The organism is Cryobacterium sp. GrIS_2_6 (genome assembly GCF_035984545.1).
Classification (GTDB): domain Bacteria; phylum Actinomycetota; class Actinomycetes; order Actinomycetales; family Microbacteriaceae; genus Cryobacterium.
The window spans coordinates 1991241-2017177 of sequence record NZ_JAXCHP010000001.1 but is presented as its reverse complement, the minus strand read 5'-3'; the positions used below and the strand labels follow the sequence as shown (position 1 = coordinate 2017177).

25 protein-coding genes are annotated in these 25937 nt (G+C 68.2%); 19 read left to right on the top strand and 6 right to left on the bottom strand.

The window, feature by feature from the left end; all coding sequences use genetic code 11:
- The first annotated feature begins 124 nt into the window (after positions 1-124).
- The 5 genes from RCH22_RS10000 to RCH22_RS09980 all read left to right on the top strand — a co-directional run bounded on the left by RCH22_RS10000 (position 125) and on the right by RCH22_RS09980 (position 6336).
- Entirely contained in the window at positions 125-1813 is a 1689-nt protein-coding gene (locus RCH22_RS10000; protein ID WP_327013841.1) for a ribonuclease J, read from the top strand.
- A 95-nt stretch (positions 1814-1908) separates the two neighbouring features.
- A complete protein-coding gene (locus tag RCH22_RS09995; protein ID WP_327013840.1) occupies positions 1909-4014 on the top strand; it encodes a transglycosylase domain-containing protein in 2106 nt (701 codons plus the stop codon).
- Positions 4015-4116: 102 nt separating this feature from the next.
- A complete protein-coding gene (locus RCH22_RS09990) occupies positions 4117-4719 on the top strand; it encodes an NADPH-dependent FMN reductase (protein ID WP_327013839.1) in 603 nt (200 codons plus the stop codon).
- A 157-nt stretch (positions 4720-4876) separates the two neighbouring features.
- Positions 4877-5686: a DUF222 domain-containing protein gene (locus RCH22_RS09985; protein ID WP_327013838.1), complete on the top strand. Its 810-nt coding sequence runs from the start codon at positions 4877-4879 to the stop codon at positions 5684-5686.
- Positions 5687-5703: 17 nt separating this feature from the next.
- The gene (locus RCH22_RS09980; RefSeq protein ID WP_327013837.1) at positions 5704-6336 is read left to right on the top strand and encodes an HNH endonuclease signature motif containing protein; all 633 of its coding nucleotides are present in this window, start codon (positions 5704-5706) and stop codon (positions 6334-6336) included.
- Positions 6337-6435: 99 nt separating this feature from the next.
- Here the strand turns inward: RCH22_RS09980 and RCH22_RS09975 are convergent, their stop codons facing one another.
- Complete coding sequence (locus RCH22_RS09975; RefSeq protein WP_327013836.1) at positions 6436-8073, bottom strand: peptide chain release factor 3; 1638 nt, start codon at positions 8071-8073, stop codon at positions 6436-6438.
- Between the two features lie 228 nt (positions 8074-8301).
- Between RCH22_RS09975 and RCH22_RS09970 the strand changes: the two genes are divergently transcribed.
- The 3 genes from RCH22_RS09970 to RCH22_RS09960 all read left to right on the top strand — a co-directional run bounded on the left by RCH22_RS09970 (position 8302) and on the right by RCH22_RS09960 (position 11489).
- Positions 8302-9372 (top strand): aldo/keto reductase, encoded by a 1071-nt coding sequence (locus RCH22_RS09970; RefSeq protein WP_327013835.1) that lies wholly within the window; start codon positions 8302-8304, stop codon positions 9370-9372.
- An 81-nt stretch (positions 9373-9453) separates the two neighbouring features.
- Positions 9454-10809 (top strand): pitrilysin family protein, encoded by a 1356-nt coding sequence (locus tag RCH22_RS09965; protein WP_327013834.1) that lies wholly within the window; start codon positions 9454-9456, stop codon positions 10807-10809.
- 77 nt (positions 10810-10886) lie between these two features.
- Positions 10887-11489, top strand: coding sequence for a histidine phosphatase family protein (locus RCH22_RS09960; RefSeq protein WP_134446926.1), 603 nt, complete (start codon positions 10887-10889; stop codon positions 11487-11489).
- Positions 11490-11508: 19 nt separating this feature from the next.
- Here RCH22_RS09960 and RCH22_RS09955 read toward each other — a convergent pair whose 3' ends face one another.
- Complete coding sequence (locus tag RCH22_RS09955) at positions 11509-12030, bottom strand: GNAT family N-acetyltransferase (protein ID WP_327013833.1); 522 nt, start codon at positions 12028-12030, stop codon at positions 11509-11511.
- A gap of 123 nt (positions 12031-12153) precedes the next feature.
- Here RCH22_RS09955 and dapB point away from each other — a divergent pair, with 123 nt between their 5' ends.
- Both dapB and RCH22_RS09945 read left to right on the top strand, forming a co-directional pair.
- Positions 12154-12987 (top strand): 4-hydroxy-tetrahydrodipicolinate reductase, encoded by an 834-nt coding sequence (dapB, locus tag RCH22_RS09950; RefSeq protein WP_327013832.1) that lies wholly within the window; start codon positions 12154-12156, stop codon positions 12985-12987.
- Entirely contained in the window at positions 12984-13427 is a 444-nt protein-coding gene (locus RCH22_RS09945; RefSeq protein WP_327013831.1) for a tetratricopeptide repeat protein, read from the top strand. The genes dapB and RCH22_RS09945 overlap by 4 nt, the downstream gene beginning before the upstream one ends.
- A 135-nt stretch (positions 13428-13562) precedes the next feature.
- Here the strand turns inward: RCH22_RS09945 and RCH22_RS09940 are convergent, their stop codons facing one another.
- The 4 genes from RCH22_RS09940 to RCH22_RS09925 form a co-directional block, all read right to left on the bottom strand.
- Positions 13563-14453, bottom strand: a complete 891-nt coding sequence (locus tag RCH22_RS09940) for a TIGR01777 family oxidoreductase (RefSeq protein ID WP_327013830.1) — start codon at positions 14451-14453, stop codon at positions 13563-13565.
- Between the two features lie 16 nt (positions 14454-14469).
- Positions 14470-14895 (bottom strand): OsmC family peroxiredoxin, encoded by a 426-nt coding sequence (locus RCH22_RS09935; protein ID WP_327013829.1) that lies wholly within the window; start codon positions 14893-14895, stop codon positions 14470-14472.
- A 99-nt stretch (positions 14896-14994) separates the two neighbouring features.
- Positions 14995-15510: a DUF4395 domain-containing protein gene (locus RCH22_RS09930; RefSeq protein WP_327013828.1), complete on the bottom strand. Its 516-nt coding sequence runs from the start codon at positions 15508-15510 to the stop codon at positions 14995-14997.
- Positions 15500-15982 carry a thioredoxin family protein gene (locus RCH22_RS09925; RefSeq protein WP_327013827.1) on the bottom strand — a complete coding sequence of 161 codons (483 nt, stop codon included), beginning with the start codon at positions 15980-15982 and terminating at the stop codon, positions 15500-15502. The genes RCH22_RS09930 and RCH22_RS09925 overlap by 11 nt, the downstream gene beginning before the upstream one ends.
- Before the next feature lie 105 nt (positions 15983-16087).
- Between RCH22_RS09925 and dapA the strand changes: the two genes are divergently transcribed.
- From dapA to RCH22_RS09880, 9 genes are all read left to right on the top strand, one after another.
- Positions 16088-17065: a 4-hydroxy-tetrahydrodipicolinate synthase gene (dapA, locus tag RCH22_RS09920; RefSeq protein WP_327013826.1), complete on the top strand. Its 978-nt coding sequence runs from the start codon at positions 16088-16090 to the stop codon at positions 17063-17065.
- Positions 17066-17093: 28 nt separating this feature from the next.
- The gene (locus tag RCH22_RS09915) at positions 17094-18770 is read left to right on the top strand and encodes a ribonuclease J (protein WP_327013825.1); all 1677 of its coding nucleotides are present in this window, start codon (positions 17094-17096) and stop codon (positions 18768-18770) included.
- Between the two features lie 89 nt (positions 18771-18859).
- Positions 18860-21850 (top strand): DNA translocase FtsK, encoded by a 2991-nt coding sequence (locus RCH22_RS09910; protein ID WP_327013824.1) that lies wholly within the window; start codon positions 18860-18862, stop codon positions 21848-21850.
- Between the two features lie 2 nt (positions 21851-21852).
- Complete coding sequence (pgsA, locus tag RCH22_RS09905; RefSeq protein WP_327013823.1) at positions 21853-22452, top strand: CDP-diacylglycerol--glycerol-3-phosphate 3-phosphatidyltransferase; 600 nt, start codon at positions 21853-21855, stop codon at positions 22450-22452.
- 6 nt (positions 22453-22458) lie between these two features.
- Positions 22459-23034: a CinA family protein gene (locus RCH22_RS09900; RefSeq protein ID WP_327013822.1), complete on the top strand. Its 576-nt coding sequence runs from the start codon at positions 22459-22461 to the stop codon at positions 23032-23034.
- Between the two features lie 155 nt (positions 23035-23189).
- Positions 23190-23498 (top strand): helix-turn-helix domain-containing protein, encoded by a 309-nt coding sequence (locus tag RCH22_RS09895; RefSeq protein ID WP_134446949.1) that lies wholly within the window; start codon positions 23190-23192, stop codon positions 23496-23498.
- Positions 23499-23544: 46 nt separating this feature from the next.
- Complete coding sequence (locus tag RCH22_RS09890; protein WP_327013821.1) at positions 23545-23766, top strand: DUF3046 domain-containing protein; 222 nt, start codon at positions 23545-23547, stop codon at positions 23764-23766.
- Between the two features lie 271 nt (positions 23767-24037).
- Positions 24038-25189, top strand: coding sequence for a recombinase RecA (gene recA / locus RCH22_RS09885; RefSeq protein WP_327013820.1), 1152 nt, complete (start codon positions 24038-24040; stop codon positions 25187-25189).
- A 2-nt stretch (positions 25190-25191) separates the two neighbouring features.
- Positions 25192-25929 carry a regulatory protein RecX gene (locus RCH22_RS09880; RefSeq protein WP_327013819.1) on the top strand — a complete coding sequence of 246 codons (738 nt, stop codon included), beginning with the start codon at positions 25192-25194 and terminating at the stop codon, positions 25927-25929.
- The last annotated feature ends 8 nt before the right edge of the window (positions 25930-25937 follow it).

Sequence of the window (25937 nt, the reverse complement as noted above, 5' to 3'; positions counted from 1 at the left end):
ACCTGACGCGCGCATCACCTTCTGATTTGCATAACCCCGTCACCACGGCTGCCGGATAGACCCGGCGCCGGCTATGAGACCGGTTGCCCTGTGCGCGGTTTCGCCAAGAAATGAGTTTATCTAATTGACTAAGCACGAACTCGACCTGAACAGCCCGCCGTCCCTCGTCAAGCGGGGACTGCGCATCGTCCCCCTCGGCGGCCTCGGCGAGATCGGTCGCAACATGACCGTCTTCGAACACAAGGGCAAGCTGCTCATCGTAGACTGCGGGGTGCTGTTCCCCGAGGAAACCCAGCCCGGCGTCAACGTGATCCTGCCCGACTTCTCCTACATCCGCGGCCGGATGCAGGACGTCGTCGCCGTCGTGCTGACCCACGGCCACGAGGACCACATCGGCGGCGTTCCGTACCTCCTCCGCGAGCGGGCGGACATCCCCGTCGTCGGCAGCGAGCTCACCCTCGCCTTCGTGAGCGCCAAGCTCGAAGAACACCGGATCACCCCCAAGCTCCAGCAGGTCAAGGAAGGCCAGCGTCGCAGCTTCGGCCCCTTCGACCTCGAATTCCTCGCGGTGAACCACTCCATCCCCGACGGACTCGCCGTCGCAATCCGCACCGAGGCCGGCCTCGTGCTCGCGACCGGTGACTTCAAGATGGACCAGTTCCCGCTCGACAACCGCCTCACCGACCTCCCCGGCTTCGCCCGTCTCGGTGAAGAGGGCGTCGACCTCTTCATGACGGACTCGACCAACGCCGAGGTTCCCGGCTTCACGATGACCGAGGAAGACATCCGCCCGGCCATCGACTCGGTGTTCCGCACCGCGCCTCGCCGTATCATCGTGTCGAGCTTCGCGAGCCACGTGCACCGCATCCAGCAGGTCATCGACGCGTCGGCCAGGCACAACCGCAAGGTCGCCTTCGTCGGCCGCTCGATGGTGCGCAACATGGCCATCGCAGAGAAGCTCGGCTTCCTGCACGTGCCGAAGGGCCTCATCGTCGACGTCAAGGCGCTCGAGCGGATGAAGGACAGCCAGGTCACGATGATCTGTACCGGGTCGCAGGGCGAGCCGATGGCAGCCCTCTCCCGGATGGCGAACCGCGAACACACGATCAAGATCGGCGAGGGCGACACCGTCCTCCTCGCGAGCTCGCTCATTCCCGGCAACGAGAACTCGATCTACCGGGTCATCAACGGCCTCACTCGCTGGGGCGCCAATGTCGTGCACAAGGGCAACGCCAAGGTGCACGTCTCCGGCCACGCGAGCGCCGGCGAGCTCGTCTACTGCTACAACCTCGTCAAGCCCAAGAACGTCATGCCGATCCACGGCGAATGGCGCCACCTCAAGGCCAACGCCGAGCTCGCGATCCGCACGGGTGTCCCTGAGGCGCAGGTGCTCGTCGTCGAAGACGGCGTGGTCGTCGACCTCGTCGACGGCGTCGCCAAGATCGTCGGCCGCGTTCCGGCCGAGATCGTCCTCGTCGACGGCATGACCGTCGGCGGTGTCGCCTCCGAAGAGGCCCTCGCCGACCGCGTTCAGCTCTCCAACGACGGCGCGGTCACGATCCTCGGCATCCTCGACACCCGCACCGGCGCGCTCGTCGAACCGGTCGAGTTCATCGCCCGCGGCTTCGTGCAGGACAACGCCTGGATCCAGGGCGCGACGAAGTCCATCGACGACGCTCTCCGCGCCGCGAACAAGGTCAAAATCGTCGACGGGCCCGAGCTCGAAGAGATCTTCACCCAGAGCGTGACCCGGTGGATGCAGCGCAAGTACCGCCGCATCCCGGTGATCACCTCGGTCGTCGTCGACGCCTAGCAACCACTCGAAGGCGGATGCCGGTGGACCCGCGGGTCCGGCGGCATCCGCCTTCTTCGTACCACTCGTCCAGAAATGAAAGCCATAGTCGTAGCATGACAACTTCACCGCCCAGCAGGAAGAAGGACCGCCGACACCGCCGTCGTTCCATCGTCCTGATCGCAATGGGTGTCGTCGTCGCCGTCATCGCGACCGTCGTGACCGTCATCGTCGTGAACCTGCCCGACGACCTCGAGATCGGCCGGCTGTCGCAGAAGAGCAATCTCTACGCGACCACGAGCGCGGGGACCCCCTATCTCCTCGCGTCGTTCTACGACCAGAACCGCGTCGAGGTCGCGTTCGACGCGATCAGCCCCTTCGTGAAGGATGCCGCGACCTCGGGAGAGGATCCGGGCTTCTACGACCATGGAGGCGTCGACATCTGGGGTACCGTGACCGGCATCGTCGCGACCGTCTTCACCGGCACCACGAGGGGCGGCTCCTCGATCACCCAGCAGTACGTGAAGAACGTGCTCGTGCAGAAGTGCGAAGCGCTCACCGACGAGACGGAACGCGCGGACTGCTACAACACGGCCACCGAGGCGAGTCCGGACCGGAAGCTCAAGGAGATGAGCCTCGCCATCGGCCTCGAGAAGAAGTACTCCAAAGATGAAATCCTGCGCCAGTACCTGAACATCACGGGCTTCGGCGGATCCGTCTACGGGATCGAGGCCGCGGCGAGCTATTACTTCAACACCACGGCGGCCAACCTCACGTTGCCACAGGCCGCGAGCCTCGTCGCGATTGTCAACAACCCGGTCAAATTCCAGCTCGACAAGCCGGACAGCGTCACAAACGGGGCGGCCAATGGTTATGCCGACAACAAGGACAGGCGCGATTACATCCTCGATGCGATGCTCGAGCACGGCAAGGTCAGCCAGGCAGATCACGATGCAGCGATCAACGCCCCGATCGAACCGACTATCACCGAACCGAGCACCGGGTGCCAGACCGCTGGCGGCAGCGCCTACTTCTGCGACCTCGTGATGCAAACGCTCCGCAAAGACCCGGCATTCGGGCCGGATGCCGAGACACGGCTGGCCAACGTCCGACTCGGCGGGTACAACGTCTACACGACCCTTGACCTCGATCTGCAGTCCGCCGCCGAGACCACGATGAAGGCGAACGTGCCGGCGACGTATCCGGGCTGGGACGTCGGCGGGGTCATCACGAGTGTGGAGGTCGGAACCGGGCGAGTGCTCGACATGGCCCAGAACAAGGACTACAGCCAGGACCCTGCCGTGCAGGCGACCGGAGACAACTACAGCGGCATCAACTACAACACCGACCTCGGCCAGGGCGGCTCCAACGGGTTCCAGACCGGGTCGACGTACAAGGTCTTCACCCTTGCCGAGTGGCTCAACGAAGGTCATTCCCTTTCCGAGTCCGTGAGTTCCCGGCCCCGGTCGAACTGGGGGACGTTCGAGGACAGTTGCAACGGGTCGCAAAGTTACGGGACGGCGTTCAACCCGAAGAACGATACCTCCTCCGAGAACGGGTCGTACAGTTCGGCGTTGCAATCGACCATCCAGTCGATCAACACGGGTTTCATCGGTATGGCCAAGGAACTCGACCTGTGCGGCATCCGCAAGACGGCCGAAGCATTCGGCGTGCACCGTGCCGACGGGAATGCGCTCGAGCAGGGCGCGGCATCCGTGCTCGGAACAAACGAGATCGCGCCCCTCACCATGGCGGCCGCCTATGCCGGGATCGCCAACGACGGCGTGACGTGCACGCCGATCCTGATCGACAGGATCACCGGGCCGGACGGTGCGGAGATTCCCGCACCGACGTCGAGCTGCACGCAGTCCGTCAGCACGGACGTCGCCGCGGGGATGAGTTATGCGATGCAACGGGTCATGACGAGCGGAACAGCGGCGGCCTCCTACCGAGCCACAACGCCACGGGTGCCGATGATCGGCAAGACCGGCACCACCGACGACAACAAGGACACCTGGATGAGCGGGGCCAGCACGAAGGTCGCCACCGTCGTCGGGGTCGTGAACGTGTCCGGCGACGGACAGGACCAGCGGACGACGTACTTCGACAGCGGCCAGGCCGCGACCGCCCGGCACCGGATGTGGCCGGATGTCATGAGCGTCGCCAATGAGAAGTACGGCGGGGACAGCTTCACGGTGCCGCCGCGGAGCATGACCCGCTGATTCGGACTGTGTGATAGGACGGAAGAGTCGGCTCATCACACAGGAGATGCCGGGGACAGTCGTTTGACGTGGCCGTTCGGGCACTCCGGAAAGAACACGGAAATGACCTCACACACGATCGGCTACTTCGTCGGAAGCCTGTCCTCCACCTCCATCAATCGCACGCTCTCCCGGGCGCTGATCCGGCTCGCCCCGGAGAACCTGCACTTCACGGAGATCCCCATCCGGGACCTTCCCCTGTACAGCCAGGACTTCGACGCCGACTATCCACCGGAGGGGCGCGCCCTCAAAGCGGCCATCGAAGGCTCCGACGGGATCCTGATCGTTTCGCCGGAGTACAACCGGTCGATACCGGGGGCCCTGAAGAATGCCATCGACTGGGGTTCGCGGCCCTGGGGGACCAACTCCTTCGCGCGGAAGCCCACCGGAATCATCGGCGCCTCCGTGGGTAATATCGGCACCGCGGTCATGCAGTCGAACATGCGCAGCGTGCTGAGCTTCCTCGATGCCCCCCAGTTGAACTCCCCGGAGGCCTACATCACGTTCGATCCGACGGTCTTCACCGGCGACGGCGAAATTACCGACGCGGGCACCAGGGACTTCCTCCGGCACTACATGGACGAGTACGGTGCGTTCGTCCAGCGCGTCCTGGACGTCACCGCGCCGGGCCACATCGGAGACGAGCACGCCGCCTCGAAGAAGTGAGGCGATAGCCGTCGGCCGGCACTGCCCGGCGCTCGGCCGCCGGCCGTATGGCAGTGAAGTTATCCACAAAAAGCCACTTTGATCGGGTTATCCACAGGTGGTTTGTGTGGTGGCGGATGCCGGTGGAATGTCGGTGGTCCTCCGTAGAGTGACCGGTATGACAGCTGAAGAACCCTCAGAAGTTCACGCGGAAAGCACGGTGGACAGCACGGCGGAACCCCCGCCCGGGGCCCCGCCCGACAACCCTCCTGAGACCTCCCTCAACCCCCGGCACCTCAGTCTCGTGGAGCCGTCCCTGCCCGAGGTGTATGACGCGATCCGGGAGGCGGACCGGGAGATGAACCGGGCCGCCGCGAAGCGGGCCGCTGCGATCTATGGGGCGCAACGGGTCCTGGCGGACGTGGGCCGTGCCCGGGCGGAGGCCGCAGAACGCGCCGGCGGCCCGCGCCCGCCGTGGTCGCCGGAGGAGGCCACGAAGGAGGAGTTCACCTGCGAGGTCGGCGCCCTGCTCCGGCTCCCGCGCCGGACGGCGGAGACCCTGATCGAAGCCAGCCGCACCCTCGCGGAGGAGCTCCCCGCAACCCGGGACGCCTTGACCTCCGGGGTGATCAGCTACCGGCACGCGCAAGTCATCATGGAGCAGGCCTGGGGCATCCGGGTCGATGACCCGGTGGCGGCCGCCCGGGCCCGCGCCGTGTTCGAGGACGTCCTCGTGCCCGACGCGGAATTCCTCACCGTCGCGAAGCTCGCCGACCGGGCCCGAAGGGTGCGGGAACGCACTCACCCCGAGACCATCACCGCCCGGCACCAGAAAAGCGTCGAAGACCGGCACGTGGTGTTCCAGGCCCTCAACGACGGAATGGCCTCCCTGTACCTGACCGGGGACGCGGAGAAGGTGCAGGCCGCCTACCACCGCACCCTCGACACGGCGCTCTGCCTGCAGGGCCGGAGGAAACCCGCACCCTGACCCAGCTGGCGGCAGACGTGCTCACCGACGTGCTGCTCAGCGGGGTCACCCCGGACGGTCTCGGTGCCGGGGTGGCCGCGCAGGTCAACGTCACCGTTCCCGTGCTGACCTTGCTGGGCACGAGCGAGGAACCCGGGTATCTGGCCGGGTACGGACCCATCGACCCCGACACCGCCCGGCGTCTCGCGGCCGGGGCGCCGAGCTTCACCCGGCTCCTCACCAACCCCGAGACCGGGGTCGTGCTCTCCATGGGACGCGACACCTACAAACCGCCAGCCGCGCTCAAGACATGGCTTGAGGTGCGGGATGAAACCTGCACCTTCCCCGGGTGCCGGCGCTCCGCGAAGCGCTCAGACCTGGACCACAGCGTGGAGTGGCAGCACGGCGGTGAGACGGACGCGATGAACCTCGCCCATCTCTGCCCGTATCACCACGCGGTGAAGAGCTACACGAGGTGGACACCCAAGCACCTCGGCGACGGCCGCATCGAATGGACGTCCCCGGCCGGGTACAGCTACATCGTGGAACCCTCAGCGGACATGAGACCACCCCGACATCCCACGCCCGTACCCAAACCGCCGGCCCCGTTCGTGGATGTCTGGACCCTCGACCCCACACCCGAAGACCCCGACGACCCGACACCGTTCTGAACGGCGCACGGTAGGGACCGCCTCGTCGACCGTCGACCAAGCCGGCCCCGAGAGGCTTTTGGTGATGACGTCGCCGGTGGACGACGCCGCCGGGGATGACTAGGCCGAGGCCGCCGGCTCCAGGGCGCCGGCGGCGAGGTCCTCGAGCATCAGCTCTGGGTGGTCGCGGACCGTGTTGCGCAGCCGCCACGGGGTGCTGAACAGGGCGAGGAGAGTCCCGTCGGAGCGCATCAGCACCTCGACCTGCCGGTCGTGGCCGAGGATCTCGGCGCTCTCCCGGTTGGTGCGGCGGGCGATCTGGTAGGGGAGCGACTCCGAACGGATCGCGGCGCCGAAGTCGTGCGTCATGCGTTCCTCGACGACCTCGAACTGCATCGGGCCGACGGCGCCGAGCACCGGGGCCTGGTCGCCGCGCAGGTCGCTGCGGAGCACCTGGATGACGCCCTCGTGGTCGAGTTGGTCGATGCCGCGCCGGAACTGCTTGTGCTTGCTGCTGTCCGCGGAGCGCACAGCACGGAAGTGCTCGGGCGCGAACATCGGCAGCGGCGGGAACTCGACGGGTTCGCTCTCGAAAATGGAGTCGCCGACCCGGAGTGCCGACGCGTTGACGAGCCCGACGATGTCGCCGGGCCACGCTTCGTCGGCCACTTCGCGTTCGCGTCCGAAGAGGTGCTGGGCGTACTTGGTCGCGAAGGGCCGGCCGCTCGCGGCGTGGGTGACGATCATTCCGCGGCGGAACTGGCCGGAACAGACCCGCACGAAGGCGACGTAGTCCCGGTGCGAGGCGTTCATGCCGGACTGCACCTTGAACACGAAGCCGGAGAACGGTGACGCCACCGGGCGGTGCCCGCCGGCCGCGTCGACGCGGGCCTCCGCGGCAGGGGCGAAGTCCACGAGGGTGTCGAGGATGTGCTGCACGCCGAAGTTGAGCACGGCCGCGGCGAAGAGCACGGGGGTGGTCTGGTTGGCGAGGAACGTGGCCTCGTCGTGGTCCTGGCCTTCCTCGCCGAGCAGTTCGGATTCCTCGGTCGCGGTGACCCAGGCCTCGCCCTCCTCGGTCGCGGCGACGTCGAACGGCACCCGGTCGCTGTCGGCGGCGGTCGCGCCGCCGGCCGTGCGGGTGAAGCGGATGAACTCCTCGGTCGACCGGTCGATGACGCCGCGGAAGTCGCCGGCCACTCCGACCGGCCAGGTCAGCGGCGTCGGGAGCAGTCCGGTGCGGGTGCGGATCTCGTCCATCAGGGCGAGAGCGTCGAGGCCGGGCCGGTCCCACTTGTTGATCACGGTGATCACGGGCAGGTTTCGCTGACGGCAGACGTCGAAGAGCTTCATGGTCTGCACCTCGAGGCCCTTGCTCGCGTCGACGAGCATCACGGCGGCGTCGACGGCGGACAGGACCCGGTAGGTGTCTTCGGAGAAGTCGGCGTGGCCGGGGGTGTCGACGAGGTTGATCACGCGGTCGCGGTATTCGAACTGGATCGCCGCGCTCGTCACCGAGATGCCACGGGCCTGCTCCATCGCCATCCAGTCGCTCACGGTCCCGCGGCGGCCGGCCTTGCCGTGGGTCGCGCCCGCCGTCGTGATGGCGTGCGCGTGCAGGAGGAGCGCCTCGGTGAGGGTCGACTTTCCCGCGTCGGGGTGGCTGATCACGGCAAAGGTGCGCCGCCTGCGCGCCTCTGCGGTGATCTCCGTCGCGGGTGCGCCGGTCGTCGGCACGCCGGTGGTGGGCTGCGTCATGGATCCTTCTTTCGCGGCTGATTAGTTCGGGCTCACGCCTGCTCAGAAGGCCGTAACCGGAATCGTTCCCGTATAACTCTATCCGGCGTGGCGCGGCGACCTCGCGGCGGACGCCTAGCATCCGTTTTGATAACGGTTCGGGCGTGTCCTTTCGGTGCGCCGATTCGCGGGTTACTCTCAATTTCGAGGCCACACCCAGCAGTCGCGGTAAGCGGTAAGGAGTGACGGATGATCCAGTCAGGCATTCAGGATTCCGAGCGTGCTCTTCACCCGGCCTCTGCCCACGTGACCGCGCACCCGCTCCAGGGGCCGCCGCCGATCTCCGTCTCGATCCCGGTCCAGCCGGACGGGCGCCTCCCGCTCGTCGGCGCCCGGCGCACCATCGCGGACACCGACCTCTCCGTGCACCCGGTCGCCCTCGGTTCGAGCGTCTTCGGCTGGACCGCGGACGGCGAGACGAGCCACCGCATCCTCGACCGGCACCGTGCACTCGGCGGCAACTTCGTGGACACCGCGGACAGCTACACCTCCGGTCGGAGCGAAGTGATCATCGGCTCCTGGCTGCGTTCCCGCAAGGCGCGTGAAAGCACCGTTATCGCCACCAAGATCGGCAAGAACCGGGACAACCCCGGACTGTCCTCCCGGAGCATCATCGGCGCGGTCCAGGCGTCCCTCGACCGGTTGGGCACCGAATACATCGACCTGCTGCACTTCCACTTCGACGATCCGACCGTGCCGCTCGAGGAGAGCCTCGGCGCCGTCGACGTGCTGATGCGCAGCGGCCAGGTGCGGTACCTCGCCGCCTCGAACTTCTCCGGGGAGCGCTTGATGGAAGCCCGCATCCTCGCCGCGAACGGCCTGCCGCGCTTCGTCGCCCTGCAGACCGAGTACAGCCTGCTGCAGCGCACCGGCTTCGAGTCCTCACTGTCCCTCGTCACCCGGGCCCAGGGCCTCGCGGTCCTGCCGTACTTCTCCCTCGCGCACGGCTTCCTGGCCGGCCGGTACCGCTCCAAGGCCGACCTGCACAGCACGACGAGGGATGCCCGCGCCGCGAAGCACCTCAGCAGGCCCGGGCTGCGGGTCCTCAGCGTGGTGGACCGGATCGCGGCCGACCACGACACCGGGGCCGCATCGATCGCGCTCGCGTGGCTCCTCGCGCAGGGCGGGGTCACGGCCCCCGTCGCAGGGGCCAGCCAACCCGACCAGGTGGATTCCCTCATCGCGGCCGCCGGAATCCGGCTCACCCGCAGCGACATGGTCGACCTCGAACGGGTGACGGGGCTCGCGGTCGGCCGCTGACTCCGACGCCGCCCACCGCTCGAATTCAGTTCCGCGAGGCACCCTGACGCCGTCGGTGCCGTGACGTAGGGTGGTGGTGTCATGAACAGCGCCGTTGAATTTCCCCTCACACTCGCCGAATTGTCCTTCCGAGCCGCCGGCGAATCCGTCGTGCGCCGGACCGTCCTCCCGAGCGGTGTGCGCATTCTCAGCGAGCACGTCCCCGGCAGCCGGAGCCTGACGATCGGATACTGGGTCGCCGTCGGTTCCCGCGACGAAGCGCCCGGGCACTACGGCTCCACCCACTTCCTCGAGCACCTGCTCTTCAAGGGCACGGCCACGCGCAGCGCCCTCGACATCGCAATCGCCTTCGACTCCGTCGGCGGAGAGCACAACGCGATGACCGCGAAGGAATACACCTGCTACTACGCGAAGGTCCGCGACCGCGACCTGCCGATGGCCGTCGAGGTGCTCACGGACATGCTCACCTCGTCCACAATCGACCCGGTCGAATTCGAGACCGAACGCGGCGTGATCCTCGAGGAACTCGCCATGGCTGACGATGATCCGGCGGACGTTGCGAACGAGCGCTTCTTCGAGGCCGTGATGGGCAAGCATCCGCTCGGACGCCCGATCGGCGGCAATCCCGACACGATCAGGGCGGCCACCCCGGAGGCCGTGCTCGCCCACTACCGGGCCAACTACCGCCCGCAGGACCTCGTCGTCACCGTCGCGGGCGCCGTCGACCACGACCTGCTCGTCGCAGACGTGACCCGGGCGCTCTACTCCGCAGGCTGGGACCTGGGCGAACACGCCGCCCCCGTCGGGCGTCGCAAGGGGCACCCCGCCGAGATCCACCAGGGCAGCGCGGTCACGGTCGTGCGCCGTCCGCTCGAGCAGGCGAATCTGCTGCTGGGGTTCCCCGGACTTCTCGCGACCGACGATCGCCGCGTCACGATGAGCGTGCTGACCTCCATCTTCGGCGGCGGCATGTCGTCCAGGCTCTTCCAGGAGGTGCGCGAGAAGCGCGGGCTCGCGTACTCCGTCTATTCCTTCGCCCCCGGCTACTCCGACGCGGGCCTCTTCGGCATGTATGCCGGCTGCACCCCGGCGAAGGCCGGCCAGGTCGCCGAGCTGCTCCTGAGCGAACTGCACCGGCTCGCCGAACACGGTGTCACCGCGGACGAGATGAAACGCGCTTCCGGGCAGCTCTCCGGGGCCTCCGCGCTGGCCCTCGAAGACTCGGACACCCGGATGTCCCGGCTCGGCCGGGCCGAGATAACCCTCGGTGAGTTCGTCGACCTCGATGAGGCGCTGCGCCGGCTCGCCCTGGTCACCGCGGACGACGTGCAGGCCCTCGCCGTCGACCTCGTAGCCAACCCGCTGTCCATCGCCGCCGTCGGCGCGCTCGACGACGACGTCTTCGCGGGAATCGTGCCTTCAGGCGTCCGGCCCTGATCCAACGGGTCACCTGGCCCTGTACCGCCCTGCCGCCCGGCCGTCCGGCCGAACGCCCCGAACCGAAAGAGAACCCGTTGCCCCACTACATCTACCTGGTTCGTCACGGCGAGCAACAGGATGCCGAACACGGCCTGCCCGACGGGCCGCTCTCGGCCCGCGGAAAACGGCAGGCGCAGCTGATCGCGGAACGCCTCGGCGGCGTGCCCTTCACGGACGCCTGGCACTCGCCCCTGCAGCGCGCGGCCGAGACCGCCGAGATCGTCGCCGGACGTCTGCCCTCGCTCACCCCGGTTCCCTCCCCGCTGCTGTTCGACTGCATCCCGACCGGGATGGCGCCGGAGACGCCCGCGGCTTACGCCCCGTTCTTCGGTGCCGTCACCGAGGAGGAGATTGAGGCCGGCCGTGCGCAGATGGACGACGCCGTCGCCGAATTCCTGCAGCCCCGCAGAGGCGAGCGTCACGAACTGCTGATCACGCACAACTTCGTCATCGGCTGGTTCGTGCGCGCAGTGCTGGGGGCTCCGGACTGGCGCTGGATCAGCATCAACCAGGCCAACTGCGGCCTGACCGTACTGTTGCAGAAGCCGGGCCGCCCGTGGACGCTCGTCACCCACAACGACACCGGGCACCTGCCCGTGGAGATGCGCACCGGACTGCCTGACCCGCTGCTGTACTAGACGCGAGCGAGACTCTGTACTAGTCGCGAGTGAGGCTCTTCCGGTACCAGTTGGTGGCGTTCGGGTTGTCGTTGTATGGCGGGCAATCCGCAAAGCCGGCGCTCCGGTAGAGCGCTCCGGCGGCCCGCAGGCTCGCGTTCGTGTCGAGCACGAGCTCGGCGGCGCCGAACAATCGCGCCCGCCGCTCGAGTTCGGCGAGCAAGGACCGGCCCCAGCCCCTCCCACGTGTGCCCGGCTGCAGCCAGAGGTGCTTGACCTCGTAGCGGGCAGCACCGCCCGGGGTGTCCCCGATCCGACGGATGCCGCCGCACCCGACCCAGGCCTGCTCCGGGTTCCCGCTCGGTTCGCCGACGAGCAGGAAGACACCGTTCGGCGGCAGGAAGTCCCCGGCCACCGGGAAGGTCGTTCGGTAGGCACCCTGCTCGACGGGGAAGCTCGACTGCCGATCGCTGAAGTAGGCCGTCAGGAGGGCGAGGGAACCGGCATCCGTCACGGATACCTCGCGGAAGACGGGGTCGGGTGCTTTCGGGGTCGCTGGCATGCCACAAGGCTACGTCGGCGAACCCGGTGTGCCCAGTTCGCGCCGGGTCGTGCGGGGCCCGGATACCGGATGCCGGATGCCGGATTGCCGGATTGCCGGATGGCCGCTTGGTAGATTAGTCGTATGACAACACGGGTGGCCATCGTCGGCGTTACGGGCACAATGGGCCGACTTATCAGCGGGCTCGTCGAGGAGACCGACGGGTACGAGCTGCACGCCGGCCTCGACTCGCGCAGCCCGCTGTCCGACATGCTCGGGGCGGATGTCGTCGTCGACGTCACCCTGCCCGGCGTGAGCCAGAGCGTCGTCGACTTCGCCGTCGACAACGGCATCCGGGTGCTCGTCGGCACCTCCGGCTGGTCCCAGGCCCGCATCACGACGCTCGAGCGGCGGATCCGCGGCCGAAGTGACATCGGTGTCGTAATCGTGCCGAACTTCTCGATCGGTTCCGTCGTTGCGACCGCCGTCTCGGCCATGCTCGCCCGGCTCTTCGACTCGATCGAGATCGTCGAGACGCACCAGGCTGCCAAGGTCGACTCTCCGTCGGGGACAGCGGTCCGCACCGCCGAGCTCATCGGTCTCGCACGCACGGAGCTCGGCCCGGTGTCCGCACCGCACAACGACCAGCGCGCCCGCGGGCAGCAGGTGTCGAGCGTGCCCGTGCACAGCCTGCGCCTCGACGGCGTGCTCGCCAGGCAGGATGTCATCTTCGGAGGCGCGGGGGAGACCGTCACGATCTCCCACAACACGCTGTCCGCCAACGCGTACCGGCGCGGCATCCTGCTCGCCCTCGACGCGGCCCGCACCGCCGTCGGCGTGACCGTCGGCCTCGACCAGGTCGTCGACCTCGGCCTCGGCGCGCCCCCCACCGCGCCCGCGGCGATCGTCGCGATCGTCGCGGAGCCCGACCTCGACAGCGTCCCCGAGATCGACGCCGACTCCGAGGTTTTCGAATGAAGGGCCGCATCGGCGCCGGCATGATGGCGATCCTGCTCGCCTTCTACCTGGTACTCGTCGGCTGGCGTGCGGTGCTCTTCCTGCAGAGTGGCGCACCCGTCGGCATCGCGATCGGCGTGGCGCTGCTGGTGCTGCCCCTGATCGGGATCTGGGCGCTCGTGCTCGAGGTCACCTTCGGGTCCCGCTCGACCAGGCTCGTTCGCCTGCTCGAGGTGAGCGGAGAGCTCCCGGTCGAGACCCTGCCGATCCGCGCGAGCGGGCGCCCGGTCAGAGACGCGGCCGACGCGGACTTCCCGCAGTACCGCGATGCGGTCGACGCGGCACCGGAGGACTGGAAGGCCTGGTTCCGGCTGGGCCTCGCGTACGACGCCGCCGGGGACCGGAAACGCGCCCGCGGCGCCATCCGCACCGCGATCACGCTCGAGCGCGCCGCTGCCTGACCTTCGTCCCCCTCACTGATTCGACGGAGATTGTGGGTTCTCAGCACCTGGGACCGCGATGGAGGCGCCTTACGGGCAAAATCTCCGTCGAATTCGTCAGGGCGATGGATGCCCGGCGCGAGCCGGCCGGCCGGGTTACTCCTCGGCGAGCATGGCGTCGACGGCCTCGGCGACCGTGCCGTGCCGGAATACGAAGCCGTCGCCCTGCAGCAGGGCGCTGCTCACCCGCTGGTCGGCGAGGAGCAGCTGGCGGGCGGCGTCGCGGAGTGCGAACGTGAGCGCGAACTCCGGCACCGGCAGGAGGAACGGACGGTGCAGGGCGACCGTGACGGCCCGGATCACGTCGTTCGCCGAGGCCGGGGCCCGCCCGACGAGGTTGACCGGGCCGCTGAGGGTGGAGCCGAGCAGGTGCACGATCGCGGCGGCCTCGTCGTGCAGGCTGATCCACGGCCAGTGCTGGGTGCCGTGGCCGAGTGGGCCGCCGAGGCCGAGCCTGACGAGGGGGAGCAGTGGTTTCAGCGCCCCGCCGCGCGCGATCACGAGCCCGGTGCGGAGCAGGACGACCCGGGTCGGCGCCGGTGTCCGCAGGGCCTCGGCCTCCCAGGCCTCGACGACGGCAGCGAGGAAATCGTCGGCGGGAGCCGACCGTTCGGTGAGAATCTCACCGGGCCGGTCGCCGTACAGGCCGACAGCCGAGCCGCTCAGGAACGCTGCCGGTGGGGTGGGAGTCCTCCTGATCGCCTCGACGAGGGTGCGGGTCGCGTGGGTCCGGGAGGCCAGGATCTCGGTCCGGTAGCCGTTCGTCCACGGCAGCCGGGCGAGGGAGGCCCCCGAGAGGTTGACGACCGCGTCGACCCCGTCGAGGGCTGCAGGGTCGATGTCGAAGACGGCGGGGTTCCAGGTGACTTCGTCCGGCCCGGTCGCGGGGTGCCGCACGAGCCGGGCGACGGTGTGTCCGGCTTCGCCGAGCTGGCGGACGAGTTCGGTTCCGATGAGCCCTGAGGCTCCGGCGATCAGTACGCGCATCGGGCGTTCCCTGCGCCTAGGCCAGTTCCGCTTCGATCGTGATCGGGATTCCGGCGAGGGCCTTCGACACCGGGCAGTTCGCCTTCGCGTCCTCGGCGAACGCCGCGAACTGTTCCTCGGTGAGACCGGGCACGCTCGCACTGACGAGCAGGTGGCTACCGACGATGCCGACTCCGGCTTCGAAGGTCACGGCAGCGGTGGTCTGGATGTTCTCCGGCGTGTGCCCGGCCGCGCCGAGCCCGTTCGCGAGGGCCATCGAGAAGCACGCGGCGTGCGCGGCGCCGAGGAGCTCCTCCGGGTTGGTGGTGTTCGGGCTCCCGACACTCCGTGCCTTCCAGGTCACCGGGAACTCGCCGGCGTGGGAGGAGTCGAGTGAGACGGTGCCATGGCCGGACTTGAGGTCTCCGGTCCAGACGGTTGACGATTCGCTGGTCAGTGCCATGGTGTTACCTCCTGGGTGTGAAAGCCCCAGCCTAACCGGGCATCCACTCAGAGGGACAGGCTCAGTCTGGGAGTTGACAGGGAGCCGGGTCCACGCCGGTCAGGCCGCGACGGGGGAGCGACCGAGGATCCGGGCGCGCACGAGCAGGAGGTAGAGCTGGCAGCCGAGGCAGTAGTCGAAGACCGAGTTCAGGAACGCGGCGATGAACGCGAAACCGGCGGCGATCCCGACGGCAGGGGCGAGACCGAACAGTCCGAGCAGAACGCCGATGACGGTCACGAACAGGCCGACCCCCTGGGCGAAGGTCGGCGGGGCGGCGTCTTCGAGTTCGGTGGGCGGTGCAAGGCGGGGACGTACGAATCGCTTGAACAGCAGGCCGTACGGGTGCCGGCCGACGCCTGCGAATGCTCCCCAGGCGAAGAGCGCCGCGATCGCGGCGAGCAACACGAGAGCTGCGACGGCTGTCCCGGTCAGGGAGAGGAAGATCACGACGAGCAGGAGCGCGGCCGTGATGGCGGCGCTGAACCGCGGGCCTCGAGGGTCGACGGTCGCGCGGCGGGGCGGAGCCGCGGGGCTCGGCGTGGTTGCGCGGTTCGAGGCGGAATCACTGGGCATGGGGGCTCCCTGGCAGGTGTGATGCGGTGAGGGCGTTCGCCGATTCGGGCCCGGCGAGATGGTCGAGGTGACGGAGGACATCCGCCCGGTGCGGCGCGCCGCCGACGCGGGCGTGCACGCGACCCGCGCCGTCGAGGATGAGCGTCGTCGGGGTCTGCAGCACGCCGAAGCGGTTCGCGAGGTCGGACCGGTGCGTGAGGTCGACGTCGATGTGCGCAACGCCGGAACGGCCGTCGGCAATCTGGGTGAGGAGTCGGCGGGTGCCGGGGCAGCGGCTGCAGAACTCCGTGGAGAACTGCACGAGGGTGGCGGCGGGTCCGAAGGGGAGCGTGCTGCCGACGTCTGCCGGCTCGAGAACGGTCGGGTCCGCGACGGAGCGGATCCGGCCCTGCCTCGAACGGTAGACCAGGCCGAGCACCGTTGCGACCGCGACAAGCGCGAGCACGAGGAGGAGGGCAGCAGACGCATCCATGACCACGAGATTACGCGGGCGGTCCCCGGGTTCGGCTCGTGTGACGACAGGTTACGGGCCGCGCGACACGCCCACGTCCGCGCGGCAAGGCGATAGCCTGTCCACGTGTCTATGTCTGAGAATCCGTTCGGCCAGGTCCTCGTCGCCCTGGTAACCCCCTTCACCGCCGACGGTGAGGTCGACTGGGCGGGCGTGGCGAAGCACATCGACGACGTGATCACGGCCGGAGCCGACGGCATCGTCGTGACCGGAACCACGGGGGAGACCTCGACCCTCACCGACGCGGAGAAGTTGCGCCTCGTGGAGGTCGGCAAGGACGTCGCGGCCGGCCGCGCGAAGATCATCATGGGCGGCGGCTCGAACGAAACCGCGCACGCGATGCAGCTCGCCAGGCAGAGCGAGAAGGCCGGCGCCGACGGCAACATGATCGTCACCCCGTACTACAACAAGCCCACCCAGGCCGGCATCCTCACCCACTTCCGCATGATCGCCGACGCGACCGACCTGCCGGTGATCCTCTACGACATCCCGGGCCGTACCGGCGTCGCGATCGCATACGAGACTCTGCTGCGCGCCGCGAAGCACCCCAACATCCTCGCCGTCAAAGACGCCAAGGGCGACCTCGCTCAGGTGAGCAGGGTGCTCAACCAGACCGACCTGCTCTACTTCTCCGGCGACGACCCCAACGTGCTCCCGCACCTGTCGATCGGCGCGACCGGACTGATCGGCGTGACCGCGAACATCGCGGCGACCCCGTACCGGCAGATGGTCGACGCGGTCAACGCCGGCGACCTCAAGACCGCAACCGCCGCACACAAGCAGCTCGAGCCGCTCGTTCGCGCCGTGATGACCCACGTGCCCGGAACCGTCGCCGCCAAGTACATCCTGCACGGCCTCGGGCGCATCACGAGCCCCCGCGTGCGGCTGCCCCTCGTCGGACCAGAGGAATGGGAAGCCGCCGAGATTGAGGACGAGATCGACCTCGTCAAGGACATCCCCGGTGTGGACTTCTCCAACTTCCGCCCGGACCGCAATGCCGCCGCCGGCGGGGCCCTGCCCAAGATCGCCGGAACCACCCGCTAGCCAGCACACCGAAACACGAGGAGGGCCCATGCCCATCGACGTCTACGAACCGGCCACACTCGAACCGGGAACGCTCCGGATCATCCCGATCGGCGGCCTCGGCGAGATCGGCCGGAACATGACGTCGTTCGAGATCGACGGCAAGATCCTGATCGTCGACTGCGGCGTGCTCTTCCCCGAGGAGCATCAGCCGGGCGTCGACCTGATCCTGCCCGACTTCAGCCCGATCAGGGACCGCCTCGACGACATTCTCGGCGTGGTGCTGACGCACGGGCACGAGGACCACATCGGCGCGGTGCCGTACCTGCTCAAGCTGCGGGCGGACATCCCCCTGATCGGTTCGGGGCTCACCCTCGCGTTCATCGAAGCCAAGCTCAAGGAACACCGGATCGTGCCGTACACGCTGCAGGTCGCCGAGGGACAGACGGAGCGGCTCGGCCCGTTCAACCTCGAGTTCGTCGCGGTCAACCACTCCATCCCGGATGCCCTCGCCGTCGCGATCAAAACCGCGGGCGGCACCGTGCTGCACACCGGCGACTTCAAGATGGACCAGCTCCCGCTCGACCACCGGCTGACCGATCTGCGCGAGTTCGCGAGGCTCGGCAGCGAGGGAGTCGACCTCTTCCTCGTCGACTCCACCAACGCGGATGTCCCCGGCTTCACCGCCTCGGAGCGGTTGATCGGTCCCGTCCTCGACGACGTCATTGCCCGGGCTCCGCGCCGCGTCATCGTCGCGAGCTTCTCCAGCCACGTGCACCGGGTGCAGCAGGTGCTCGACGCCGCGCACGCCAACGGACGCCGGGTCGCGCTGCTCGGCCGCTCCATGGTGCGCAACATGACCATCGCAGCTGACCTCGGCTACCTGACCGTGCCAGAAGGGGTGCTCGTCGACTTCAAGAAAGCCGGCAGCATCCCCGACGACAAGATCGTCTACATGTCGACCGGCTCCCAGGGCGAACCGATGGCCGTGCTCGCGCGGATGGTCAACCAGGACCACCAGGTCGAGGTCGGCCCCGGCGACACCGTGATCCTCGCGAGCTCACTCATCCCCGGCAACGAGAACGCGGTCTACCGCATCATCGACGGCCTGACCAAGCTCGGTGCCAACGTCGTGCACAAGGGCAACGCGAAGGTCCACGTCTCCGGCCACGCCGCCGCGGGCGAGCTCACCTACTGCTACAACATTCTGAAGCCGAAGAACGTGCTCCCGGTCCACGGCGAATACCGGCACCTCGTCGCCAACGCGAAGCTGGCCGCTGAGACCGGGGTGCCGCCGGAGAACGTCATTCTCGCCGAAGACGGCACCGTACTCGACCTCAGGGACGGCGTCGTGCGGAAGGTCGGCCAGCTCGACCTCGGCTACGTCTACGTCGACGGCTCCACCGTCGGCGAGATCACCGAGGCCGACCTCAAAGACCGGCGCACCCTCGCCGAGGAGGGCTTCATCTCGATCATCATCGTCGTCGACGCGAAGACCGGCAACGTCATCGTCGGCCCGGAGATCCACGCGAAGGGCTTCGCGGAGGACGACTCCGTCTTCGATGCGGTGCTGCCCAAAATCCGCGCCGCCCTCGGCGAGGCGGCCGAGAACGGGGTGCGCGATCCGCACGCGCTGCAGCAGATCGTGCGCCGCACGGTCGGCCGGTGGGTCAACGTCACGTTCCGCCGCCGCCCGATGATCGTGCCGCTCGTCATCGAGGCCTAGGGTCGCCAGAGGCGCTCGCGATTGCGGCGCCGTGACCCGGACCGCGTGGGCTCACGCGGAATCGGCGGCTCGGCGGTACCGTGGACTTCATGGCCACGAGCACTAAGTCGACCGGGCGCGCCCGCACCACGCCGTCCCGCGGTACGCCCGCGCGCAAGCCGGCTGCCCGCACCACCGCCCAGAAGACGGTCAAGTTCGCCGCAGCGGAGACCGAACCCGGCCTCTTCGTGCGCTCCTGGCTCGCCCTCGCCCATGTCGCCGGCGCAGCCGCACGCGCGCTCGGCCCGGAAAAGCTCTCCAAAGAGGAACGTCGCGACGGCCTGCCGTTCTTCCTCGTGCTGCTCGCCGTGGCGGGCGCGGTCGTCGAATGGTTCCTGATCGACAACGCGATCGCCCGCAACTTCGACGCCTGGACCTTCGGCGGCCTCTTCGGCCGGGTCGCGTTCGCCCTGCCGGTGATTCTCTTCGTCTTCGCGATCTGGCTGTTCCGCAAGCCCAGCTCCGTGCACGACAACGGGCGCATCGGCATCGGCCTGAGCCTGCTGCTCGTCTCCGTCTCGGGGCTCTGCCACGTCTACGGCGGCCAGCCGACGCCCACCCAGGGCATGAACGTGCTCGCCCTCTCCGGCGGCGTGATCGGCTGGATGATCGCAGCCCCGTTGATCGCCCTCACGACGGCCATCGGCGCCACCGCCATCATCATTCTGCTGCTCGCCCTGAGCGTGCTGATCATCACGAAGACCCCGCCGAACCGGATCGGCCAGCGTTCGCGCGAGCTCTACGCCTGGCTGTTCGGCGCAGAGCTCTCCACGGAGAACGAGCGCGCGGCAGCGAAGACCGAGAAACTCGAGCGGGCCGAGAAGACCGCCCAGGTCGAACTCGACGGTCTCACCGAAGAGCCGGACGGCAACAGCGCCCTGCCCTGGTGGCGTCGCAACAACAGCAAGCGCGAGGAAGACCTTGACTTCGGTGGCGCCCTCGTGTCCGATGCCGGCGCTCACGGTTCGAAGGCGGGCGACGGCCCATCCGGGGCCGGCGACGATCCCCTCAGCACCCTCCTTGGTGGCGACGGCCGCGGCGGCTTCGACAGCGCCATCGCGCCCGCGGACGGGTCCCCGGTGCCGACACCGGCCACGCCGTTCTCGGTCGGGCTGTCCGGCGGCGGTTCCGGCGGCGACCACTACGGCACAGAGGTGCTCGAGGACCTGCTCCGCGCCGAGGACGCCATAAAGCGTTTCACCGGCGAGATCGATGTGCCGCGCGGCTCGGACTTCGGCCTGCACGACGACGAGGCGACCGGCGGCCCAGGCTCGGCCGCGGCGGCCGGACTCACCGAGGTGCTTCCGGGACTCGACGACCTCGGTTCGGCCACCGGTGCGGTGCCCGGCGAGGACGGGCATCCGTTGCACCCGGACACCGGCGATCACCCGGCCGTGCCGTACGAGCTGCCGTCGAACACGACCCTGACCGCCGGACCTCCCGCGAAGGCGCGCTCGGCGGCGAACGACGTGATCGTCACGTCGATCACCGAGGTGCTCACCCAGTTCCAGGTCGACGCCCGGGTGACCGGGTTCTCCCGCGGCCCGACCGTGACCCAGTACGAGATCGAACTCGGCCCCGGCGTCAAGGTCGAACGGGTCACCGCCCTCAGCAAGAACCTCTCGTACGCGGTCGCGTCCAACGAGGTGCGCATCCTCTCGCCGATCCCCGGCAAGAGCGCGATCGGCATCGAGATCCCGAACACCGACCGCGAGATCGTCACCCTCGGCGACGTGCTCCGCTCGGCGGCGGCCACGAACAGCACCCACCCGATGACCATCGGCGTCGGCAAGGACGTCGGCGGCGGATTCGTCGTGGCCAACCTCGCCAAGATGCCCCACCTCCTCGTCGCCGGTTCGACCGGTTCCGGCAAGTCGAGCTTCGTGAACTCGATGATCACGAGCCTGCTGATGCGCGCCCAGCCGAGTGACGTGCGCATGGTGCTGATCGACCCGAAGCGGGTCGAACTCGCCGCATACGCCGGCGTGCCGCACCTCATCACGCCCATCATCACGAGCCCGAAGAAAGCCGCCGAAGCGCTGCAGTGGGTCGTCAAAGAGATGGACATGCGCTACGACGACCTGGCCAGCTTCGGCTTCCGCCACATCGACGACTTCAACAAGGCCGTCGTCGGCAACGAGATCGTGCTTCCGGCCGGGAGCGCCCGCACCCTCAAGCCGTACCCGTACCTGCTCGTCGTCGTCGACGAGCTCGCCGACCTGATGATGGTCGCCCCGCGCGACGTCGAAGACTCGATCGTGCGGATCACGCAGCTCGCCCGTGCCTCGGGCATCCATCTCGTGCTCGCCACCCAGCGTCCGAGCGTCGACGTCGTCACCGGCCTGATCAAGGCCAACGTGCCGTCCCGCCTCGCCTTCGCGGTGACGAGCGTCACCGACTCCCGGGTCATCCTCGACCAGCCGGGCGCAGACAAGCTCATCGGCCAGGGTGACGCGCTCTTCCTGCCGATGGGCGCCTCCAAGGCCATCCGCGTGCAGGGCGCCTGGGTCAGCGAGGCGGAGATCGAACGGGTCGTCAAGCACGTCACCCAGCAGGCCCGCCCCGACTACCGGCCGGACGTCTCGATGGAGGCGCCGCGCAAGGAGATCGACTCCGACATCGGCGACGACCTCGAGGTGCTCCTCGCCGCGGCCGAACTCGTCGTGTCGACCCAGTTCGGCTCGACCTCGATGCTGCAGCGCAAGCTGCGCGTCGGCTTCGCCAAGGCCGGCAGGCTGATGGACCTGCTCGAATCCCGCGAGATCGTCGGCCCGTCCGAGGGGTCGAAGGCCCGCGACGTGCTCGTCACCGTCGAACAGCTCCCGAGCGTGCTCGCCCTGCTCCGCGGCTCCGACGACGAGCACCACGCCGCAACGGCCGCCCGCCAGGCCAACGCCGCCCACGAGGCGGATGCCCGCCGCGATTCCCAGCCCGACCCCCGCTACGCCGGCGACCCGGTCGCGAAAATGAGCGAGGGCTACCCTGAGGAAGAGGCGTCGTCAGCAGACGAGGACGCCTGGAACCTCACCGGCAGGGACTGATCATGGCAACAGCGTCCGAACGCGCCGCACACCCCAGCAACTGGAACCTGCCCAACCTGATCACGGTCGTACGGATCCTGCTCGCCCCGCTGTTCATCTGGATGCTGCTCGCCGACGCCGGCCAGGACGGCGCGCTGCGCTGGGCCGCCGCCGTGCTGTTCATCCTCGCGATCGCCACCGACGGGATCGACGGCGCGATCGCCCGCAAGTACAACCTCGTCACCGACCTCGGCAAGCTGCTCGACCCGATCGCCGACAAGGTGCTCACCGGGGGAGCGCTCGTCGCCCTCTCGATCCTCGGCGAACTGTGGTGGTGGGTCACGATCGTGATCCTGGTACGCGAGCTCGGCATCACGGCGTTCCGCTTCGTGATGCTCCGCGACCGGGTCATCCCGGCCTCCCGCGGCGGCAAGCTCAAGACCATCATGCAGTCCGTCGCGATCTCGCTCTTCCTCGTGCCGCTCTGGCTTGTGCTCGGCGACTGGATCCGCTGGGTCAACTATGCGGCCATGGCCGTCGCGCTCGGGCTGACCGTGTCGACCGGTATCGACTACCTCGTCGCAGCCCGGCGAGTCTCGCGCCAGTCCCGCAAAGACGGCTGACCTGCCGTGACCATCCATCCGACCGATGTGCCCGATCCGACCGATGTGCCCGATACGACCGATGTGACGGTGAATGTGGCCGAAGCGGATGATCCGACCGCGGCCCTGATCTTCGAGCTCACCCGGCGAGGCCTCACCATCGCCGTGGCCGAATCCCTGACCGGGGGAGCGCTCGCCGCCGAATTCATCAGGATCCCCGGGGCATCCGTCGTCGTCGCCGGCGGAATCGTCGCGTACCAGACGGAACTCAAGCACACCCTCCTCGGCGTCGACCCCGCACTCCTTTCCGCGAACGGCCCCGTCGACCCGGAGGTCGCGCGCCAGATGGCCGCGGGCGCGCGCAGGCGGCTCACCCTCGGCGGCCGCGGCGCGGATATCGGGATCGCGACGACCGGTGTCGCCGGCCCGGACCCCCAAGGTGACCGGCAACCGGGGACGGTCTATCTCGGCCTGTCGATCGGAGCCGAATCCACGGCGGTCCTGCTCGCCCTCACCGGTGACCGTGCCGCGATCCGGGCGAAAACGGTTCGGGCAGCCGTCGAAGCTGTGGGTGGGCTGATAGCCACGATACCGACGGAATAGTTCGCGTAAACGCTGGGTTACACAGTACATATTCACAAGCAAACCCCAGTCGCTCTGGGTAGTCTGCAGGAGTCGGATGGATGTAGTACTGTTGTCCATCCGCCACCGGCATGACCCAAATAGCTGTACTTGATAAGTACGAGAAGGAGGTTCCGATGATTCTTGTACGACAGGAAATCGGCGATGTGCTCAGGGACTTCCGACTGCAGAAAGGGCGCACACTGCGTCAGGTTGCCAGCAAGGCCAGCGTGGCCTTGGGTTACCTGAGCGAAGTGGAGCGCGGCCAGAAGGAAGCGTCATCCGAGATTCTGGCGTCTGTCGCTGACGCGCTGGACACCCCGATCTCGGTCATCATGCGTGAGGTGGGAGACCGCCTCGCCGTCATCGAGGGAATCGACCGTTTCCCCGACACCGTTCCCGACGAGCTCGTCGCGACGTACGACACCGGCATGATGGTTCGTTGACCCCGGCCTTCCCCGTCCCCTCCTTTCCCGCCGTTGAGGTGGCTTCGTGAGACTCAGTGAATTCCGTCAGGCGTTGAAAGACGAATTCGGTGAGTCGTACGGTCGTGTGCTGACCCGCGACCTCGTGCTCACCTCGCTCGGGAACACCGCCGACCAGGCCCTGGCCGGCGGTGTTCCGGCGCGCGACGTCTGGCTCGCGCTGTGCGCAGAGACCGACGTGCCCAAGGGCCGTTGGTTCGGCGCAGGGGTGCCGGCGCCGCGCCCGTAGTCTTTCTCCGGACTTCGACGACGCACCCGTTTCGGCGCGTCGGTGCTCGAATACGTGTTCGACCTTTGGTAGGCTCCTCACCAGCAGAAGTCAGTGCAGAAGTGTCCACCGTCGTGGCGCTTCCCGATCAATGTCGGGGGTGCGGCGTACAGTCGCCTTCGTCAGTGACAGACAGCGAATGCCTTGTCCCAGAGCACGCACCGGGGTCCTCCCGGTGAGTGTTTCGCGACAGCCTATAGGCGCCGAAACGCACGACCGAAGGAGACCCACCATGGCATCAGCAGCAGACCGCGAGAAGGCGCTCGACACCGCGCTCGCCCAGATCGACCGCCAGTTCGGCAAGGGCTCGATCATGCGCCTCGGCAGTGACGACCGGGCACCGGTCGAAACCATTTCCACCGGTTCGATCGCACTGGACGTGGCCCTCGGCATTGGCGGGCTCCCGCGCGGGCGCATCGTCGAGATCTACGGTCCGGAGTCCTCCGGTAAGACCACGCTCACCCTGCACGCCATCGCCAACGCCCAGAAGGGCGGCGGCATCGCCGCGTTCATCGACGCCGAGCACGCGCTCGACCCTGACTACGCGAAGAAGCTCGGCGTCGACATCGACGCCCTCCTCGTCTCCCAGCCCGACACGGGGGAGCAGGCGCTCGAAATCGCCGACATGCTTGTGCGCAGCGGCTCGATCGACCTCATCGTCATCGACTCCGTCGCCGCCCTCGTGCCCCGCGCCGAGATCGAGGGCGAGATGGGCGACTCCCATGTCGGCCTCCAGGCCCGGCTGATGTCGCAGGCCCTCCGCAAGCTCACCGGCGGGCTCAGCCAGACCAACACCACGATGATCTTCATCAACCAGCTCCGCGAGAAGATCGGTGTCTTCTTCGGCAGCCCGGAAACTACCGCCGGCGGCAAGGCGCTCAAGTTCTACGCCTCGGTTCGCCTCGACATCCGCCGGATCGAGACTCTGAAGGACGGCACAGAAGCCGTCGGTAACCGCACCAGGGTCAAGGTCGTCAAGAACAAGATGGCGCCGCCCTTCAAGCAGGCCGAGTTCGACATCATCTACGGCATCGGCATCTCCCGCGAGGGCAGCCTGATCGACTTCGGTGTCGAACAGGGCATCGTGAAGAAGTCCGGCGCCTGGTACACCTACGACGGCGACCAGCTCGGGCAGGGCAAGGAGAACTCCCGTAACTTCCTGCTGAAGAACCCGGACATGGCCAACGAGATCGAGAGCAAGATCCTTTTCAAGCTCGGTATCTCGCCGGAAGGCGCAGCTGCCAAGAAGGCCGCCGCCGCCGCGGAAGCCGCGACGGAGCTCGCCGCGAAGGAAGCCGCGACCGCAGCCCGTGCGGCGGCAGGGCATGACGTGACTCAGCCGAAGACCACCCAGGCCAGGCTCGCCGCCCGGAAGGGCGCGTAGGCATGGTGCACTTCGAGCCCAAGGCCGAGCCGGACATCAAACCGGCTGCCGCGCCGGCCACCGGAGCCCCGGTCAAGCGCCGGGGCACGCTCGCGACGGTGAGCTACCTGCCGGGCGCCCAGGCATCCTCCTCTGCCGGGGACGTTTCTGAGGTCGGCTCCGTGGATCTCGACACCGTGGATCTCGACACCGTGGATCTCGACACCGTGGATCTCGACACCGTGGACCTCGACGCAGCGGGCGTCGACCCGGACAGCGAACACGCCGAGCAGGTCCTCCTGCAGCGGCTTCGCGGTCGCTCGTTGTCCATTTCCGAGGCCCGCGGCGTGCTCGTCGGACTCGACCTTCCGGAGAGCGAGATCGAAGAGATCGTCGAACGGTTCATCCGCCTCGACTATCTCGACGAAGCGAAGCTCGCCGAGCAGATCGTCTACAGCCAGCACGAGCGCAAGGGCCTCGGGCGCTCCGGCGTCCAGGTTGAGATGCGCCGCCGCGGCCTCGACAAAGAACTCATCGCGGAGACGCTCGACGCCATGCCCGACGACGAGACCGAACGGGCCATCGAGGTCGCGATCAAGCGCGTGCAGCAGCTGGGCCGTCTCGACGATCGCACCATCGATCGACGGCTCAATGCCTTCCTGATGCGCAAGGGTTACCCGTCCTCGGTCGTGCGCGAAGCGGTCCAGGCCGCGCTTGACTCGCGCAACGGCGGCGGCTCGTCCGGCGTGCGGTTCCAGTAGGCCGCATC